Origin of the sequence: Corynebacterium sp. AOP40-9SA-29, assembly GCF_052377405.1 — a bacterium.
GTDB lineage: Bacteria > Actinomycetota > Actinomycetes > Mycobacteriales > Mycobacteriaceae > Corynebacterium.
In genome coordinates this window covers 348,264-365,479 of the sequence record NZ_JBQSWR010000002.1, presented here as the reverse complement: position 1 = coordinate 365,479, position 17,216 = coordinate 348,264, and the positions used below count along the sequence as shown (strand labels likewise).

15 protein-coding genes and 1 pseudogene are annotated in these 17,216 nt (G+C 68.7%); all 16 read right to left on the bottom strand.

Features of this window, described 5'->3' with window-relative positions:
- Window positions 1–8 precede the first annotated feature (8 nt).
- On the bottom strand, window positions 9–1,595 hold the full coding sequence (lnt, locus tag ACT3SZ_RS06200) for an apolipoprotein N-acyltransferase (RefSeq protein ID WP_444617507.1): 1,587 nt from the start codon (window positions 1,593–1,595) through the stop codon (window positions 9–11).
- Window positions 1,592–2,092, bottom strand: coding sequence for an FxsA family protein (locus tag ACT3SZ_RS06195; protein ID WP_444617505.1), 501 nt, complete (start codon window positions 2,090–2,092; stop codon window positions 1,592–1,594). Before ACT3SZ_RS06195 ends, lnt begins: the two co-directional genes overlap by 4 nt.
- A gap of 9 nt (window positions 2,093–2,101) precedes the next feature.
- Window positions 2,102–2,851: an SDR family NAD(P)-dependent oxidoreductase gene (locus ACT3SZ_RS06190; protein WP_444617503.1), complete on the bottom strand. Its 750-nt coding sequence runs from the start codon at window positions 2,849–2,851 to the stop codon at window positions 2,102–2,104.
- The gene (locus ACT3SZ_RS06185) at window positions 2,848–3,963 is read right to left on the bottom strand and encodes a M24 family metallopeptidase (protein ID WP_444617501.1); all 1,116 of its coding nucleotides are present in this window, start codon (window positions 3,961–3,963) and stop codon (window positions 2,848–2,850) included. The genes ACT3SZ_RS06190 and ACT3SZ_RS06185 overlap by 4 nt, the downstream gene beginning before the upstream one ends.
- Window positions 3,964–3,966: 3 nt before the next feature.
- Entirely contained in the window at window positions 3,967–4,773 is an 807-nt protein-coding gene (locus ACT3SZ_RS06180; RefSeq protein ID WP_444617499.1) for a cutinase family protein, read from the bottom strand.
- 82 nt (window positions 4,774–4,855) lie between these two features.
- On the bottom strand, window positions 4,856–7,726 hold the full coding sequence (locus tag ACT3SZ_RS06175; RefSeq protein WP_444617497.1) for a DEAD/DEAH box helicase: 2,871 nt from the start codon (window positions 7,724–7,726) through the stop codon (window positions 4,856–4,858).
- 109 nt (window positions 7,727–7,835) lie between these two features.
- A pseudogene (gene tatC, locus ACT3SZ_RS06170) lies at window positions 7,836–8,528 on the bottom strand (twin-arginine translocase subunit TatC); the annotation flags it as partial.
- Between the two features lie 85 nt (window positions 8,529–8,613).
- Window positions 8,614–8,892, bottom strand: a complete 279-nt coding sequence (tatA, locus tag ACT3SZ_RS06165) for a Sec-independent protein translocase subunit TatA (RefSeq protein WP_444617495.1) — start codon at window positions 8,890–8,892, stop codon at window positions 8,614–8,616.
- Between the two features lie 24 nt (window positions 8,893–8,916).
- Window positions 8,917–9,165, bottom strand: coding sequence for a Sec-independent protein translocase subunit TatA (gene tatA / locus ACT3SZ_RS06160; RefSeq protein ID WP_444617493.1), 249 nt, complete (start codon window positions 9,163–9,165; stop codon window positions 8,917–8,919).
- A 42-nt stretch (window positions 9,166–9,207) separates the two neighbouring features.
- Window positions 9,208–10,284 carry a WYL domain-containing protein gene (locus ACT3SZ_RS06155; protein ID WP_444617491.1) on the bottom strand — a complete coding sequence of 359 codons (1,077 nt, stop codon included), beginning with the start codon at window positions 10,282–10,284 and terminating at the stop codon, window positions 9,208–9,210.
- Window positions 10,281–11,279, bottom strand: a complete 999-nt coding sequence (locus ACT3SZ_RS06150) for a helix-turn-helix transcriptional regulator (RefSeq protein WP_444617489.1) — start codon at window positions 11,277–11,279, stop codon at window positions 10,281–10,283. The genes ACT3SZ_RS06155 and ACT3SZ_RS06150 overlap by 4 nt, the downstream gene beginning before the upstream one ends.
- Window positions 11,276–12,703, bottom strand: a complete 1,428-nt coding sequence (gene pafA / locus ACT3SZ_RS06145) for a Pup--protein ligase (RefSeq protein ID WP_444617670.1) — start codon at window positions 12,701–12,703, stop codon at window positions 11,276–11,278. The genes ACT3SZ_RS06150 and pafA overlap by 4 nt, the downstream gene beginning before the upstream one ends.
- Before the next feature lie 32 nt (window positions 12,704–12,735).
- Window positions 12,736–12,957 (bottom strand): ubiquitin-like protein Pup, encoded by a 222-nt coding sequence (locus ACT3SZ_RS06140; RefSeq protein WP_301442341.1) that lies wholly within the window; start codon window positions 12,955–12,957, stop codon window positions 12,736–12,738.
- Window positions 12,958–13,053: 96 nt separating this feature from the next.
- Entirely contained in the window at window positions 13,054–14,592 is a 1,539-nt protein-coding gene (gene dop, locus ACT3SZ_RS06135) for a depupylase/deamidase Dop (protein ID WP_444617488.1), read from the bottom strand.
- Window positions 14,589–16,268, bottom strand: a complete 1,680-nt coding sequence (gene arc, locus ACT3SZ_RS06130; protein ID WP_444617486.1) for a proteasome ATPase — start codon at window positions 16,266–16,268, stop codon at window positions 14,589–14,591. Before arc ends, dop begins: the two co-directional genes overlap by 4 nt.
- Before the next feature lie 79 nt (window positions 16,269–16,347).
- Window positions 16,348–17,184, bottom strand: a complete 837-nt coding sequence (locus ACT3SZ_RS06125; RefSeq protein ID WP_444617485.1) for a tRNA (adenine-N1)-methyltransferase — start codon at window positions 17,182–17,184, stop codon at window positions 16,348–16,350.
- Window positions 17,185–17,216: the final 32 nt, after the last annotated feature.

The following is a 17,216-nucleotide window of genomic DNA, read 5'->3' as shown; positions in this document are numbered from 1 at the left end:
ACCTGTGCCTACCTCTTCTTCTGGTTCTTCTGGGTCTTCTGGGTCTTGTGGTACTTCTGCGTCTTGTTCTTCTGGCGGAATCCCGCGTAAAGCACGACGCCCGCGCCGGCGAGGGCGATGAGCCACTCCCCGAACGGGCCGATCCGTGCCGACAACGTCTCAGTATCCCGCACGGGTACGTCCTCCTGCAAAAGCCCCGCCCGGAAGATCTCCGTCCGGTCCGTCACAGAACCGTCCGGGTCCACGATTGCGGACACACCCGAGGTCGCCGCCACGATGACCGAGCGGTCGTACTCGATCGCGCGCATCCGGTTGATGGCCAACTGCTGGAAGGTCATGTCGGTGAACCCGAAGGTGGCGTTGTTGGTGGGGCTGGCGAACAATGTGGCCCCGGCGCGCACGGCGTCGCGGTACGCACCGTCGAAACTCGCCTCGTAGCAGGTGGCCACGCCGACAGGAATGTCGTCCATCTCCACCACGCCGTCGCCGTCACCGGCCTTGAAGTCGCCGGCCATGTCCACATACGGGCTCACGTGACGCAACAGGTCACGGTAGGGCATGTATTCGCCGAAGGGCTGCAGGAACTTCTTGACGTGTTGGTCGCCCGCGCCGGTCTCCGGGTCCCAGACCACCGCGGTGTTGCGGGCGCCCTCCTCGTCGCGGGTGATGGTACCTACCAGCAGCGGTGCGCCGACGGCCTCGGCGGCGGCGGTGATCTCGTCGGCGACGCTCGGGTCGGTGAACGGGTTAATGTCCGAGGCGTTCTCCGGCCAGATCACCAGGTCGGGCTGCGGGCGCTCGCCAGCATCGATCTCCTCGGCGAGCCGGTGGGTCTGGGTGAGGTGGTTGTTCAGCACGGCGCTGCGCTGCGAGTTGAAGTCCAGGCCGAGACGCGGGACGTTGCCCTGGACGGCGACGACGTTCAACGTCTCATCGTCCCCGCCGACGGTTCCACCCCAGGACGTCGGGACGAGCGAGAGCACGAGCCCGCCGCCGAGGGTGACCGCCAGCGTCGAGGCGACGGTGACGTACCGGCGCTGCAGCAGCATCGCCAGCGCCAGTCCGGAGATGACCACCGCGTAGGTCACCAGTGCAGGTCCGGCGACGGACACCCACTGCGCCAGCGGGCCGGTGATCTGGCCCCAGGCGACCCGTCCCCAGCCGAACCCGCCGAAGGGCCAGGTGGAGCGCAGCCATTCGGTGGCCACGAACCAGGCGGGCACGCCGAGCAGTACCAGCAGGGAGTGTTTCCGTCCCCGCACAGCCGCGCAGATGAGCCCCAGTCCGAGGCCGAATAGCAGACTGTACAGCGACTCCAGCACAGCCAGGCCGATCCAGGCGATCGCCCCGACGTACTCCCCCACCCACGGCAGCAGGAAGAGGTAGCAGACCAGGCCCTGGACCCAGCCGAGCCACATCGCCCAGCGGCGAATGTGACGGGCATCGGCGGCGGACTCGACCGCACGGTGCACGGCGTAAAAGAAGAGGGCGAAGCCCAGCGGGGCGGCCCACCACAGTCCGGTGGGCTGGTAGGAGGCGAACTGCGCCACCCCGGCGGCCGCAGCGGCGGCCGTCAGCAGGAGGAACCGGATCACGCCCGGTCGTCCCCGTCACGATTGCCGTCACGCTTGTCATCACCGTCGAACTCGTCGGCGCGGTGGTCGATGACCTCGCCCCACCCGTCGACGTCGCGGGTCTGCGGCATGCTGACCCCGGAGACGGTGGTGAACGACGCACCGCCGAACTCGGTGATCTTGCGTCGCAGCGCCCCGCCGAGGCCGCGGCGCACCAGTGAGCGCGTCGGCGGCAGCAGCAGGACGATGCCGAACACGGCGGTGACCAGGCCGGGCAGGGCGACGAGCACGGCACCGACGGCGCTGAGCGCGGCGTCGGCGGTGAGGCGTCCGGGGTGGCTGGCGTCCGTCATCGAGCGGCGGACGAGTTCACGGAACTGCCATCCGGCGAGCAGCATGCCGCCGATGAACGTCGCGAGCACGAGCAGAATCGTCCACCCGAAACCGATCCAGGTCCCTATCAGGAAGAATACGAGGATCTCGACGACGATGTAGAGCAGCGGAAGCAGTCGTGGCATACCCCCACCCTACCGTGGGGCCCGACGCCACACGGCGCGCGGCACCAACGGCATGATCCGCGCGAGTACGGCGAGCCGGCGCGGCACCCATACGTCGGTGCGGTGGGACGCCAGGGCGTCCACCGTCGCCTCGGCGACGACGTCGGGTGTGGTCGACATGGGCGCAGGATCCATGCCCTCGGTCATGCGTCCGATGACGAAACCGGGACGCACCACGGTCAGCCGCACGCCGCTGCCGCGCAGGGCGTCCTGCATGCCCTGGCAGAAACCGTCGAGCCCGGCCTTGGCCGACCCGTAGACGTAGTTGGGGCGTCGGACGCGGGCGCCGGCGATGGACGAGAAGGCGACCAGGTCGCCGTGACCGCGTCGGCGCATGCGGGCGGAGAGTTCGGTGAGCAGCACCGCCTGGGCGGTGAAGTCGGTGTGCAGCACACGCTCGACCTCCGCACCGTCAGACTCGGCGAGGTCCTGGTCACCGAGGACGCCGAAGGCGGCGACGGCGGTGTCGATGGCGCCGGACGCCTCGACGTCGTCGATGACCGACGCCTGTGCCGCACAGTCGGTGGCGTCGAAGAAGACGGTGTCGACGCCGAGGGCGCCGGCGTCCCGGCACGCCGCGGCGAGCTCGCCGAGGGCCTCGGGACGTCGGGCGGCGAGCACCACGTGGTTGCCCGCGGCGAGGCGCAGGATAATCTCGGCACCGATCTCGCTGGTGGCGCCGAACAGGGCTATGCGTTTCGGTGCGTGCGCTGTACTCATGCCGGCACCTCCACGGCGACGAGGTCGTGGGTGGTGGTGTTGAGTGGCTCGCAGCCATCGGCGGTGAGCACCACGATGTCCTCGATCCGGGCACCCCACTGCCCGGGCACGTAGATGCCCGGCTCGATGGAGAAGGCCATGCCCTCGGTCAGCACCGTGTCGTTGCCGGCGATGATGAAGGGCTCCTCGTGACCGGAGACGCCGATGCCGTGGCCGGTGCGGTGGGTGAAGAACTCCCCGTAGCCGGCGGCGTCGATGACGTCGCGCACCACGGCGTCCAGCCCGGCGGCGGTGACCCCGGGACGCGCGGCGGCGAGGCCGGCCTCCTGCGCGGTACGCAGGACGCGGTAGGCGTCCTGCTGCGCCTCGGACGCCTCACCCAGGACGTAGGTGCGGGTGCAGTCGGAGTGGTAGCCGGAGTCGAGTGTGCCGCCGATGTCGATGACGACCACGTCGCCGTCGGTGAGGACGCGCTCGGAGAAACTGTGGTGCGGGTCGGCACCGTGCGGGCCCGAGCCGACGATGACGAAGTCCACGGAGACGTGCTCCTCCAGGATCAGGGTGGTGAGATACTCGGCCACCTCGCTCTCGGTGCGGCCCGCGCGCAGCAGGGACGGGACCTGGCGGTGAACGGCGTCGATTGCCGCACCCGCGCGGGCGAGCTCGGCGGTCTCGGCCGGGTCCTTGATCATGAACACCTCGCGCAGCACGGCGGTGGCGTTCACCGTTGACACTCCCCTGGCCTGCAGGTTCAGCAGATGGTCGGCGGTCATCGTCGCGGAGACAGCGACTGTGATGTCGGTGGGTGCGTCGGTGGGGATGCCGAGCAGGGACAGCGGATCCTCGCCGTCGTTCCAGGCCACGACCTCGACACCGGCCTCCCCGGCCACCCCGTCGCGCAGGTCGGCGGCGTCGACACCGGGCACCACGATGCGCCGTGCCGTGGGCGTGACGACGAGTGCGGCGAAACGCTCATGGGTCTCGAGGTCGCTGTCGAGCAGGAAACGCAGGTCAGGGCCCGGTGTCAGGACGGCGGCTGTGAGGTCCTGCTCGGCGAGCAGGCGGGCGACGGCATCGAGACGGGCCGTGTAGGTGGAGACGGGAAAGCTCATGGATCACACTGTACGGGGCCGGACGGACGTGGCGAGCGTCCGGCGGCCGTGGATCTCCCGCAACCAGTCGGCCATGTTGTCGACGAAGGTGGCGTCGGTGCCCGGTTCGCGGCGCGTGGCGTAGCTGGTGTGCTCCTCGCCGAGGTAACCGGTGAGCAGGCGGCGGGCCTCGGCGAAGCGGGCGCGCTCCCCGGTCAGGTCACGGACGTCGACGTGGTAGGCGGCCCCACGACGCAACCGTAGGGCACGCAACGCGCGGTCGCGCCAGGTCAACGGCGAGTCTCCTCCGAGGTCCGGCGTCCACTGCGCGAGCAGACGCAGTGGGCTGGGGTCCGGGCACAGGCAGATGCCGTCGTCCGGGGCGGCCGCCCACCGTGCCGGCACGTCCGGCACCGGGGACTCGCCACGGATGCCGTAGCGCGTCGGGTCCCCGGTGGTCCCGCGAGGCTGTTCCGGGTCGGAGACGAAGCCGACGGCCATCACCCGGTCACGGTCCGCGGCGTCGAGGCGCTCCAAGGCGCGGTGCACCACGACCGCCCCACCGGAGTAGCCCAGCAGGACGACGGGAGGGCCCGGATCGGTGGTGGCGCGTACGAGTGCGACGAGGTCGTCGGCCCCGCGTTCCACGGCATCGAGGAACGGCACGGTGCCTTCCAGGCGTTCCCCGGCGGGCCCGTACTGCGCCAACCACGGGTTCTCCAGGCACGTCCAGGAGTCCGGGAGCCGGTCGGTGACCGCGCAGAGTGTGGGGCCGGGCACCGGTTCGCCGATACCCCGGCTACGGATGACGACGGGCTGAGAACGTGACATGGGTGTCGAGCGTAGTGGGCGAAACGCCGCAGCGGGTTGGGGTCCGCTGTGGTTGCGCTGGACGTGTCAGGCGCTGGACGTGTCAGGCGCCGAGTTCCACCACGCCGCGCCGGATCGCCGGCACCGCCTTGCGGGCGGACGCCTTCACCGAGTCGGAATAACCGGTGTGACGGATCTGCTCCAGCAGGTCGACCACCCGGTTGCACCAGCGCACGAAGTCGCCGGCGCTCAACGTCGCCCCGGAGGCCTCCGCGGCGCGCAGACAGTAGTCCAGCGGGGCACCGGCGGCCCACTGGTGCACCGCCGTGGCGAAACCGAGGTCCGGGTCGCGGGTCAACGGCAACCGGTGGCGGGCCTCGTCGGAGACGAGCTCGCCGTGGATGCGGAATACCGCGCTGACCGCGTCGGCCAGCGCCTCGGTGGGCACACCGTCCTCGTGGCGTCCCTCGCTCTCCCGTCGGTTCTCGAAGACGCAGGTCGACACCACCGCGGCGAGTTCCGCCGGGTCCAGGTCGTCCCACACCCCACGGCGCAGGCACTGGGCGACCAGCAGGTCGGACTCGTGGTGCACCTGCGCCAGGCGGCGCCCCTCGGCGGTGATGCGCGTGCTCGTGCGGTCGGAGGACGGTGCCGCGGCGTCCTGCTCGATGAAGTCCAGCTCCCCGAGCAGGTCCAGGATGCGGTCGAAGGTCCGCGACAGCGACTCGGTCTCCGGGGCGGTGACCTCCAGTTCACGTTCCAGCGTGCGCCGGGCGGCGACGACCCGCTCGGCCGGTCGCACCAGGTCCTCGCGCTCCTTGAGCAGGTGCACGGGATGGACGTGCACCTGGTCGCGCAGTTCGGCGGCCTTGCGCGAACCGCCCTTCGCCTTCGGCTTGAGGACGCGCGGACGGTCGACCTTCTGCTTGCGCAGGTTCGACGCGACGGCGCGCGCATTGCGCTTCGGACTGCGCTGCACGCCCTTGTGCAGCGACATGTGCCCCAACGGCACCGGGACGTTGCCGAAGGTCTCGGCGGTGACCGGCCCACACCAGCCGTCCTCGGTGATGATCCACGGGCGGGGACGATGGTGGTCGGAGTCGCCGCGTGCCACCGCCGCGATCTGCGGGTGGCGTCCGGTCGGCAGGGCGATGATGTCGCCGACCGACAGGCTCGACAGCAGACGTGCGGTCTCTGCCTGGCGGTCGGAGGCGGAGTCCTTCTTCGCCCGACGCTCCTCCAGTGTGAGGTCCCGGCGCAGGCCGGCGTACTCGATGACGTCGTCGACGCCGACCTGCGTGCCCTTGAGGGAGGACAGGGCCTTGGACAGGTCCCGTTCGAGACTGGACAGGTCGCGGCGGCGACGGCTGGCACGCTCCGCCTGCTCGACCACCGTGGACGCCGCCTGGTACTGGGCGAACGAACGGTCCAGCAACCGGTGGGAGTCGGTGTAGCCCTTCGTGGAGATCAGGTTCACCGCCATGTTGTAGCCGGGGCGGAAGGTGGAGTCCAACGGGTAGGTACGCGTCTGCGCCAGGTTCGCCACCGCGTACGGGTCGATACCCTTGGACCACAGCACCAGGGCATTGCCCTCGACGTCGATGCCGCGGCGACCGGCACGCCCGGTGAGCTGCGTGTACTGCCCCGGGGTGAGGTCCACGTGGGCCTCACCGTTGAACTTGATCAGTTTCTCGAGCACCACCGTGCGCGCCGGCATGTTGATGCCCAACGCCAGGGTCTCGGTGGCGAAGCAGACCTTGAGCAACCCGCGGGAGAACAAGTCCTCCACGATGTGCCGGAACGCCGGCAGCATCCCGGCGTGGTGGGCGCCGAAACCGTTGCCCAACGCCCGACGCCACTGGCGGAAGCCCAGCACCCCGAGGTCCTCGGTGGCGATGCCCTCGACACCCTTGTCCACCGCGGCGAGGATCTCGTCGCGCTCGGCGTCGGTGGTCAGCCGCACCCGGTCGACGAGCAGCTGACGGACCGCACCGTCGCAGCCCGCGCGGGAGAAGATGAAGTAGATCGCCGGCAGCATCGACGCCGCCCGCATCTGCGCGACGACGTCCGCACGCTTCGGGCCCTGGCGGCGTCCCGACTCCTCGGCGCGGCTGCACGCGGCCACGACGGCGCGGTTGACGTCGGCGTCTCTGCCGTCCCTGCTGTTCTTGCCGTCACCGTAGAGCGGCAGGATCTGCGAACCCACCATCATCGACTGGTGCAATGGCACCGGACGGTGCGTGGTGACCACCAGGTCCGTGCGTCCGCGGACGGTGGAGAGCCAGGCGCCGAACTCCTCGGCGTTGCTCACCGTCGCCGACAGGCTGACCAGGATCACCCGCGGGTCGAGGTTGAGGATGGTCTCCTCCCACACGGGCCCGCGCGACGGGTCGGCGAGGAAGTGCACCTCGTCCATGACCACGTGGGTCAGCGAGTCCAGCCGGTCGGAGTCGGCGTAGATCATATTGCGCAGCACCTCGGTGGTCATCACGACCACCGGTGCGTTGCCGTTGATGCTCACGTCGCCGGTGAGCAGTCCGACCCGGTCCTCGCCGTAGCGGGCGACGAGGTCGTGGTACTTCTGGTTGCTCAGCGCCTTGATCGGGGTGGTGTAGAAGCACGTGCCCTCGCGGCGGATCGCCTCGTGCACGGCAAACTCCCCCACCACCGTCTTACCGGCACCGGTGGGTGCACAGACCAGGACGCCGCGTCCCTCGGCGACGGACGTGGCGGCGGTGAGCTGGAACTCGTCCAGCGGGAAGGGGTACGCGGCGGCGAAGGCGGCGACGGCTGCCGGCAGCTCGGGGCCGTCGGGGCCGTCGGTGCTAGTCGCGTCAGAGGAGGTCGTCGAGATTGTTCTGGTCCATCCTGGTGGTTGTCGAAGTATTCGTCGGGGTGTTCGTCGGGGTCGGCGCCGCGGTGGCGCGGGGTGCGGCCAGCGGAGCAGCGGGTGCGATCGAGGAGGCGGACTCATCGTCGAGATCCTCAGACAGGCCGCCAAGACCGTCCACACCGGCCTTCTTCGCACGGCGCTTGTCGTTGATCCGGGCGATCTGAATCGCGATCTCCATCATCAGGCACATCGACAGCGCCAGCACCAGCATGGAGATCGGGTCGCCACCGGGAGTCGCGAAGGCGGCGAGGATGAAGAGGATCAGGATGATGTAGCGCCGCTTGTCCTTCATTGCCTCATAACTGAGGATTCCCATGAAGTTGAGCATCACGGTGATCAGCGGGACCTCGAAGCTCACGCCGAAGACGAGGAGAAGGGTCAGCAGGAAGTTGAAGTACGACGTACCGTTAAGCGCCGCAATCTGGGTCTCGTCACCGATGGTGAGCAGGAAGTCCAGGCCGAAGGAGAGCACGAAGTAGGCGAGGACGGCACCGAGGACGAACAGCGTCGTCGCGGCGGTGACGAAGGCCCGCGTCCACTTCTTCTCATTCTTCTTCAGCCCCGGGGTGATGAAACCCCACAACTGCATCAGCCAGACCGGGGCGGACAGCACCAACCCGGCGAGGAAGCCGATCTTCAGTCGCAGAACGAACATCTCGAACGGGCTCGTGGCCAGCAGCCGGCACTCATTGGTGAGTTCCCCACCGAACCGCATCTCCGGGGGAATGTTGCAGTAGGGCTCCTTGAGCAGGTCGCCGAGACTCGGGGTGCCAAAGATGCCATTGCCGTACCACATGTACCCCAGCACCGTGCCGACGGCGATTGCCGCCAGCGCGACGAGGATGCGTCGACGAAGCTCCTTGAGGTGCTCGATGAGCGACATCTCCGCCTCAGTCGGGCGGCGACGTCGTTTCGACGAGCCACGTGTGCCTGGCACACGGACTCGTCGAGGAGTGTCGGAAGAACTGTCAGTCATTGGTGGTCGGGGTGGCCTTCAGACCGTCCTTGTCGGTGGCCCGGACCTGCGACGGCTTGATCTCGGGATCCGCGACAGCGGAGCTTTCCACGGCGCTTTCGACGGCGGGAGTCTCGGTGACGGTCTCGCCGTCCTTCTTCATCTCGTTCATCTCGGACTTGAAGATGCGCATCGAACGACCCATGGAGCGGGCCATGTTGGGCAGCTTCGAGGCACCGAACAGTAGGACGAGCACGAGGACGACGATCAGTAGCTGTGTGGGGCTGGGCATGAGGTGTGTCTTCTCCTAGGCCGGTCAGGCTTCGTTTTTATTGCCGTTTTTGTTGCCGAGATCCTCGCCATCGACGACGGTCGGATCGGCGGGTGTCGATTCGGCAGTGGTGGATTCAACGGCGGTCGGGGTGCCGTCCTTCTTCATCTCGTTCATCTCCGACTTGAAGATGCGCAAGGACTGGCCCGCGGAACGTGCCAGGGTAGGCAGTTTCGTGGCACCGAACAAAAGCAGGATAACGACCAGGATGATGAGGATTTCTTGTGTACCCATGGGTACCGGCCTTTCCGTCGCATGAATCAGTCACCGGTAACACTACGCCAGAGAGCGGTAGGCCTCCAGCGCGGCACTCGCCCGACGGGCCACACGGTGTGCGAGATCACGCTCACCGTCCTTGGGCACGGCGCCGCGGATCGTCGGCGCATATGCCAGCAGGAAGCGCTCGAGCCAGTCGCCGGTGTCCGGAATCGCCGCGCGCAACGGACCTGGTTCATCAACCTGCCAGATCGGCAGGTACTCGAACATCCACGCCGCGTCGTCCTCTAACTCGATCTCCGCCCAGTGTTGGCCGTCGCGGTCGAAACCGAAGGGGTCGGACGTGTCGATCACCCTCTCCAGCACCGCTGGTGCCTCGCGTTCGGTCACCGTGACCTGCGACATTCGGGAGACGTTGAAGCACCGCTGGTCGGTGCCATCTTCGCGTGCCCAGAAGTAGGCCTGGCCGTCGATGAACTCCAGCTGGTCCGGCACGAGCGTGCGGGTGCGCACCGTGTCCGAGGATGCCGAACGGTAGGTCAGCTCGACCCACCGTCGCGAGGTCACGGCCTCGCGCAACGCCGGCAGGTTGCGGGCCAGGGCGGCCGACGTGGCGTCCTCTCCCCCGTCGCCGCGTCCGGCGTCCTGCGTGGTGAGGTCCGCCGCGGGGCGGGCCGGGGTGGTGAACTCGTCCGGGGTGAACCGGTCACGACGGTCGCGAAGGTCCTGCTGCAGATCGCGCACCAGCGCGGCGGCCGACTCCACCGCCTCGCGCCCGGGGCCGGTGACCACGCTGGCCAGGCGTTGCAGGCTCAGCAGCAGTGCGCCGGACTCGGCGGACGTCAACGCCGGGGCATAGTCCATCCCCAGGGAATTGACCACGTGCGCGTGCATTCCGGAGGTCTGGAATTCCAGCAGCGACCCCGGCAAGTACGGCGGAAGGCCGCAGGACGACGCCTGATTGAGCTCATAGCGCAGCTGCGGCACACCCACCCCGAACTGGGCGGCGGCGGCCATCAGCGAGCCGTCCGGGTGCTGGCGCATCCACGCGGTCACGGCGAGCACGCGGCGTACCTGCCAGACGGTGTAGCCGACGGTGCGGCGGCGCGGTACCTGTGTTCCTGATGCTCCAGTCATGCCTGCTCCTCTGCTCCGCCAAAGGTCCGCACCGCGTCCTCCAGGTGGGTGATGATGTCGGCGACGACGTCCGGCGGCTCCACCACCAGAGCATCGGTGGCATAGGACGCTGCGGTGCGGATCAGCCACCGCCGGTCGACGGGGCCGACGGTGTACTCGTCGTGCCCGGCCGGTGTGGCGAGCGAGCGGAGTTCCTGGGCGCCGTCGGTGAGGAAGCGCATGCGTGCGGTCACCGTCGTCGACGAGGCGCGCAGCCCCTCGCCCACCAGGTGGGCGACCGGACGCTTCGGCGCGTGGTGACGGATCAGGGTGGCGGTCGCCTCGAGGTCGGCGATGCGTGAGAGTCGGAAGGTCCGCTGTTCGCCGCGGTCGGTGTCGTGGCCGGTGAGATAGAGCCGACCGTCGACGGCGGCGACGCCCCACGGGTCGAGGTGACGGACCTGGGGGTCCTTCGTCAGCGCGGGCCAGTAGTGAAACCGCAGGCTCAGATTGCGGTCAAGGGCCAGGTTGATCGCGCTGATGTCGGCGTCGGTGATGTCGACCGCATCGGGCACGGCGGCGGAGAAACCCGGGCCGACCTCGGCGTCGGACGACGGGGCCACGGTGGAGAGCTTCTGCAGTGCGTGGCGTACCGGGTCGGCCAGCGACTCATTCGGCACCCACTGCGCCGCCGGACGCAATGCCTGCCAGTGAGCGTCGCTAAGTTCGAGGTCCGGCAGGAAACTCGTGACCGTGTCGAGGTGATACTGCAGCTCCGGTGCGCCGTCGGAGTCGGTGCCGGTGGACTCGACCATGCTGAGGCCCAGTTCATCAATGAGTGCCCGGTCCCGGTCGAAGCGCCGGCGAACCGCATCCATCTCGCCGGTGTACCCGTCGACGTGGCCGTGCAGCCACGCCAGGGAGCGGGGACGCTCCGACAAGGCGAAAATGAGATTGAGAAGGCGCGAGGACGCGGGATCCCAGTGCACTTTCGTCGGACGGTTGCGCGCGGTCACGGCCGGTCCCCGTGTGGTTCGGTGCTCGGTTCGGCGTGCAGGATATCCAGCAGGTCATCGAGCCCGTCGGCAGTGGGGTCGAAGGGATCGGGCAGGACGATCTCGGCACCGCCGTCGCCATTGACCTTCAGCCGGGTCCAGTCCACGGTCGTCTGCCGGGCACTGGTCTCAGCGGCGGCGAGGAAGCGACCGCGGACCGCCGCGCGGGTGGTCTGCGGAGCGATGTGCGCGGCGGCGGCGACCTCGTCTGGGTCGGTGAGCGTGGCGACCTGCCCGCGGCGGGCGAGCATGTGGAACAGGCCGCGCTGCGGGTCGATGTCGTGGTACGTCAGGTCGACCTGCGCCAGACGCGGGTCGGTGATGTCGAGGCCGCCACGCTCGGCGACGCGGTCGAGCAGCTTTTTCTTGATCACCCAGTCGATCTCGGTGTCCACGCCGGAGAAGTCGCCGGACTCCGCGCAGTCGAGCACCCGACCCCACAGGTCGACGACCGGGGCCAGCTGGGAGTTCGGGGTGCCGGTCCCCGAGGCGTCCTCCTGCCGATCTGCCAGCCAGTCGACTGCGGCGGCGTGGAAGGCGCGCTGGATGCCGAGAGGTGTGGCCGTGCCACCATTGCGCAGCTCCAGGGGCGTGGTGCCGGTGAAGTCGCGGGCGATCTCCCGGATCGAGCGGATCTCGTTGGACAGCTCGCAGTCCGGCAGGGCCACCCCCGCTTCGATCATCTCCAGCACCAGCAGCGTGGAACCGACCTTCAGCGCGGTGGTGGTCTCGGACATATTCGAGTCGCCGACGATGATGTGCAGGCGGCGGAAGCGGGAGGAGTCCGCGTGCGGCTCATCGCGGGTGTTGATGATCGGACGCGAGCGCGTCGTCGCCGAGGACACCCCCTCCCACACGTGGTCGGCACGCTGGGACAGGCAGTAACCCGGCCCGAAGTTCTCGTTCGGGGCTCCTGCGGTGGGCACGCTGATCTTGCCTGCCCCGCAGATCAGCTGGCGGGTCACCAGGAAGGGCAGCAGCTGCGCCGATAGGCTCTTCAGCGACATACCGCGGCCCACCAGGTAGTTCTCGTGGCAGCCATAGGAGTTGCCGACCGAGTCGGTGTTGTTCTTCAGCAGGTACACCTTGCCGCCGATGCCGCGCTCATTGAGGGACGCCTCGCAGCGCGACGCCAGGTCGTGGAAGATCAGCTCCCCGGCCCTGTCGTAGGTGACGAGCTGGTGCAAGGAGTCGCACTCGGCGGTGGCGAACTCCGGGTGAGCGCCGACGTCGAGGTAGACCCGCGAGGCGTTGGGCCAGTACACGTTGCTGCTGCGGTAGCGCTCAACCACCGGGGCGAACAGGTGCCGGGCGACCTCGTCCGGGCCGAGCCGGCGATGGCTGTCCAGCACACTGGTGATGCCGAACTCCGTCTCCAGGCCCATGATCCTGCGGGTGAACACCTCGCCGGACGTGACTACTGCCCGCCCTTCTGGACGTAGGACTTCACGAACTCCTCGGCGTTGGATTCCAGCAGGCCGTCGATCTCGTCGAGGAGGTCGTCGGTGCCGCTGACCCGCAGCTGCTCCTGGCCGGAGGCGGAGGGGTCGGTGGTGCCGGCGTCCTCGTCGGAGGGGCCACGGCCCCCGTGCACCTGGCCCTGGCTAGAGCCACCCGTCGAGCCTGATCCGGCTGCCATGTGGAACCACTTCCTTCACGATTTTCCCGCGCGTCGAGCGCGAGGTCGGTACGAGATGTTAGGTGATGTTCACCGCACGTTCTTGACGTCTACAGACTAGCAGTCGACCCCGGCGAGGGAGCCGGGAATGACCTCCCCGAGCGCCCGGACCAGCCCGGCGGCGTCGGCGACGTCGGCCAGCGCCTCGCGCAGTTGGGCGGCCGAACCGTCCAACGGGTCGGCGAGCAGTACGCGCGTCGTCGATGAGGAACCGTAGGGCGTGTCGAGGACGAGCGTGTCCCAGTTGGCGGCGAGCAGTTCATCGGCGAAGCGTCCGGCGACCTCGCCGCGCAACCAGGCGCGCGTATCGCTCGGGGCGTGCGCCGCGGCGGCGGCGACGTCCTCGGCGGGGACCAGGGTGCGCATGCGTCCCTTGCGCACCAGGGCGTTGTACAGGCCCTTGGCCGGGTCGATGTCGTGGTACTGGATGTCCACGACTGCCATCGTGGGGTGGTTCCACTCCAACCCGCGGGCACGGTAGCCGTTGAGCAGGGAGAGTTTCGCCGTCCAGTCCAGCCGGTCGGCCGTGCTCATCGGGTCGCGCTCCAGGTCGTCGAGGATCTCCCCCCACACCTGCAGGACGAGATCATCGCCGCGCTGCCTGCGCTCGGCGGGCACGGCCTCGGCCACTCGGCGTCGGATCTCGCGCTGCAGCTGCACCGCGGTGAGTTCCTTGTTGCCGTAGAGCCGCAGCGGGTTGGTGCAGTCCAGGTCGCGGGAGACCTGCTGCACCGCGGCGACCGGCTCGTAGAGGGCCAGGTCGGAGAAGTCCGCGCCGGCGCCGACCGCGTCGAGCACCAGGGCGGTGGTGCCGAGCTTGAGGAAGGTGGCGTACTCCGAGAGGTTCGCATCCCCGATGATCACGTGCATCCGCGCCCACCGCTCCCCCACGTGCGACTCATCGCGGGTGTTGATGATGCCGCGGTTCAGCGTGGTCTCCAACGACACGGTGGTCTCGATGTAGTCGGCGCGCTGACTGAGCTGGAAGCCTGGCGACTGGCTCTCGGCGCCGAGGCCGAGACGTCCGGCACCGGTGTAGACCTGGCGGGTCACGAAGTGCGGGATCAGGGCGGCCTGCACCGCGGCGGTGTCATAGGAACGCGGGTAGAGGTAGTTCTCGTGGGCGCCGTAGGACGCCCCCTTGCCGTCCACGTTGTTCTTGTGGATCTTCAGCACCGGCTGGTCCTCCACCTCGCCGGCGGCCTGAGCGGCGGCGTGCATCACCAGCTCGCCGGCCTTGTCCCAGATCACCGCGTCCCACGCGTTGGTGGTCTCCGGGGAGGAGTACTCCGGGTGAGCATGGTCGACGTAGAACCGCGCGCCGGAGGTGGTCACCACGTTCGCCGAGCCCAGGGCATTCGGGTCGATCACCGGTGCGGTGCGGTAGCGGCGCAGGTCGAAGCCGCGCACATCACGCAGCGGCGACTCGGCGGTGTAGTCCCAGCGGGTTCGCCGGTTCACCCCCAAACCGGTCGCCCCCGCGTAGGCGATGACGGCCTGCGTGGAGGTCTCGATGGGGCTGGCGTGCGGGTCGTCCGGGGCGATGATGCCGAACTCGGTCTCGGTTCCGATCAGGCGGCGGGGCTCCTCGGTCACCGTGCTGCTCCTGCCTCTGCGCGCTCTGTAGTCCCAGTGAGCTCAGCGCGCTCTGCTCTATCCGCCATGGTGATCTCCACGACGCGTCGGGTGGAGTGCCCGGAGATCCGGGCCCACTCGGCGGGGTTGGTGGTGTCCGGCAGATCGTCGTTGTCGCGGCACTCTTCGTCGACGGCCAGGTCAACGTGCGCCTCGGTGACACCGTCGCCCTCACCGCGCAGCACGTCCTTGATGGCGAGCTTCTTGATCCGGTCAACGATATTGGCCAGCATCGCCCCGGAGGTGAAGTCGCGGAAGAACAGGTCGGAGTGGGTGCCGTCGGCGTAGTGCAGGGTCAGGTATGCCCGCTCATCGGAGTAGAGGTTGTCGATCACCCGGGCGCGTAGGTGTGCCGCGGCGGCCTCGGCCCCGCCGGTGGCGGCGGCCAGTCCCGCGGACATCGGCACCTCGGCGGTGAGGTACTTCTCCAGGATGTCGGCCGCCGCCGACCGGTCGGGACGCTCCACCCGGATCTTCACGTCCAGACGCCCCGGGCGCAGGATCGCCGGGTCGATGAGCTCCTCACGGTTGGACGCGCCGATCACGATCACATTGCGCAGCCCCTCCACACCGTCGATCTCGGCGAGCAACTGCGGGACCACCGTGGACTCCACGTCCGAGGACACCCCGGTGCCACGGGTACGGAAAATGGCCTCCATCTCGTCGAAGAAGATGATCACCGGCTGCCCGGCGGAGGCGATCTTGCGGGCACGTTCGAAGATCAGCCGGATCTGGCGTTCGGTCTCGCCGACGAACTTGTTCAGCAGCTCCGGGCCCTTGATGTTCAGGAAGTAGGACTTGGCGTCCGGGGTGCCGGCGTCGGTGGCGATCTTGCGCGACAGGGAGGACGCCACGGCCTTGGCGATCAAGGTCTTGCCGCAGCCGGGCGGGCCGTAGAGCAGCACACCCTTGGGCGGCAGCAGACCGTAGTCGCGGTAGAGCTCCGGGTGCAGGAAGGGCAGCTCCACGGCGTCATGCAGCTGTTCGATCTGGCTCTCCAGGCCGCCGATGTCGGTGTAGGACACGTCCGGCACCTCTTCGAGCACCAGGTCCTCCACCTCGGCCCGGGAGATCACTTCGAAGGCGTACCCGGCGCGCCGATCGACAACCACGCTGTCGCCGGGTCCGACCTGCTTGGCGGCCAGTTCCGAGGTCAGGGCACCGGCGCATTTCATCAAGGTCTCTTCGCCGAGCTTGTCGGCGACGACGATGCGCCCGGAGTCAGCGACCTCGACCACCGTGGCGATATCGCCGGAGTCGGCGTAGCCGCAGACCTCGACGACCTGCTGGCCCTCCCCCAGACGCACGAGGGAGCCGGGGGTGAGTTCGCCCGGGGACACCCGCGGGCTGACGGGCAGGCGCATGCGGCGACCGGCGGTGTGGACCTCGGCGGTCAGCCCGCCGTCACCGGTCTCCAGCAGGATGCCGTAGGTGCTGGGTGGGTCGGCCAGGGCGTCCAGCCGGGAGTTGAGTTCGTCCAGCTTGTCGCGGCTGGATTTGAGCATCTCGGTGAGCTTGGCGTTGCGTGTGCCCAGGGTCCGGTTGGCCAGTTGCAGCTGGCGGTAGGACTCAGGTCCGGAGTCGACACGTGCGGTCGGTCCGTCATGGAGATTCTGGTCCGTGGAGTGCTGCGTCATAGAGCGCCACTCTACATGTTAAGGAAAGGTAGCCTATCCAGGAACGCTGAATTGGGGTGGTGGGGCTAGTGGCACAGGGCTACTTGCGTGCCCGGCGCTGCGGCCGCGGTGCCACGGTGCCGTCGGCGAGGCGTCGGGCCCAGACCAGGAAGGCGGTGTGGGCGTTCATCCGGTGCTCCGGTCGGGTGGCCAGACCCTCGACCTTCCACTCGCGCACCAGGGACTCCCACGCCTTGGGCTCGGTGAAGCACTTGAGCTCGCGGATGCCCTCCATGACCTTCATCAGCTGCGGCACGGTGGCCACGTAGGTCATGAACACTCCACCCGGGATCAGCAGGTCGCGCACGGTCTCCAGGCATTCCCAGGGGGCGAGCATGTCCAGGATGACCCGGTCGACCGGCCCGTCGGTGTCGGCGACGGTGACGTCCTTGAGGTCCCCGAGGCGCAGGTCCCAGTTCGCCGGGTGCTCCCCCATGTACTCGGTGACGTTGGCCTCGGCGTAGTCGAGGTGGTCCTCACGGATCTCGTAGGAGATCAGCTGGCCGTCGGCACCCACCGCGCGCAGCAGGGTCATCGACAGCGCACCCGAGCCGGCCCCGGCCTCCAGGACCTTCGCGCCGGGGAAGATGTCGCCCTCCACGAGGATCTGGGCGGCGTCCTTGGGGTAGATCACCGCGGCACCACGCGGCATGGACAGCACGTGGTCGACCAGCAGGTGCCGGAAGCACAGGTACTCGCCGCCGACGTGGGAACCCACCACGGTGCCCTCGTCGGAGCCGATGATGTCGTCGTGGCTGATCTCGCCCTTGTGGGTGAAGTAGCTGCCGCCGGTCTCCAGGGTGATGGTGTAGTGACGGCGCTTGGCGTCGGTCAGCTGGACCCGGTCGCCGGGCTGGAACGGGCCGGAGTAGGCCACGGGGTTCCCCTTTACGTTGGTGTGGCAGTGAC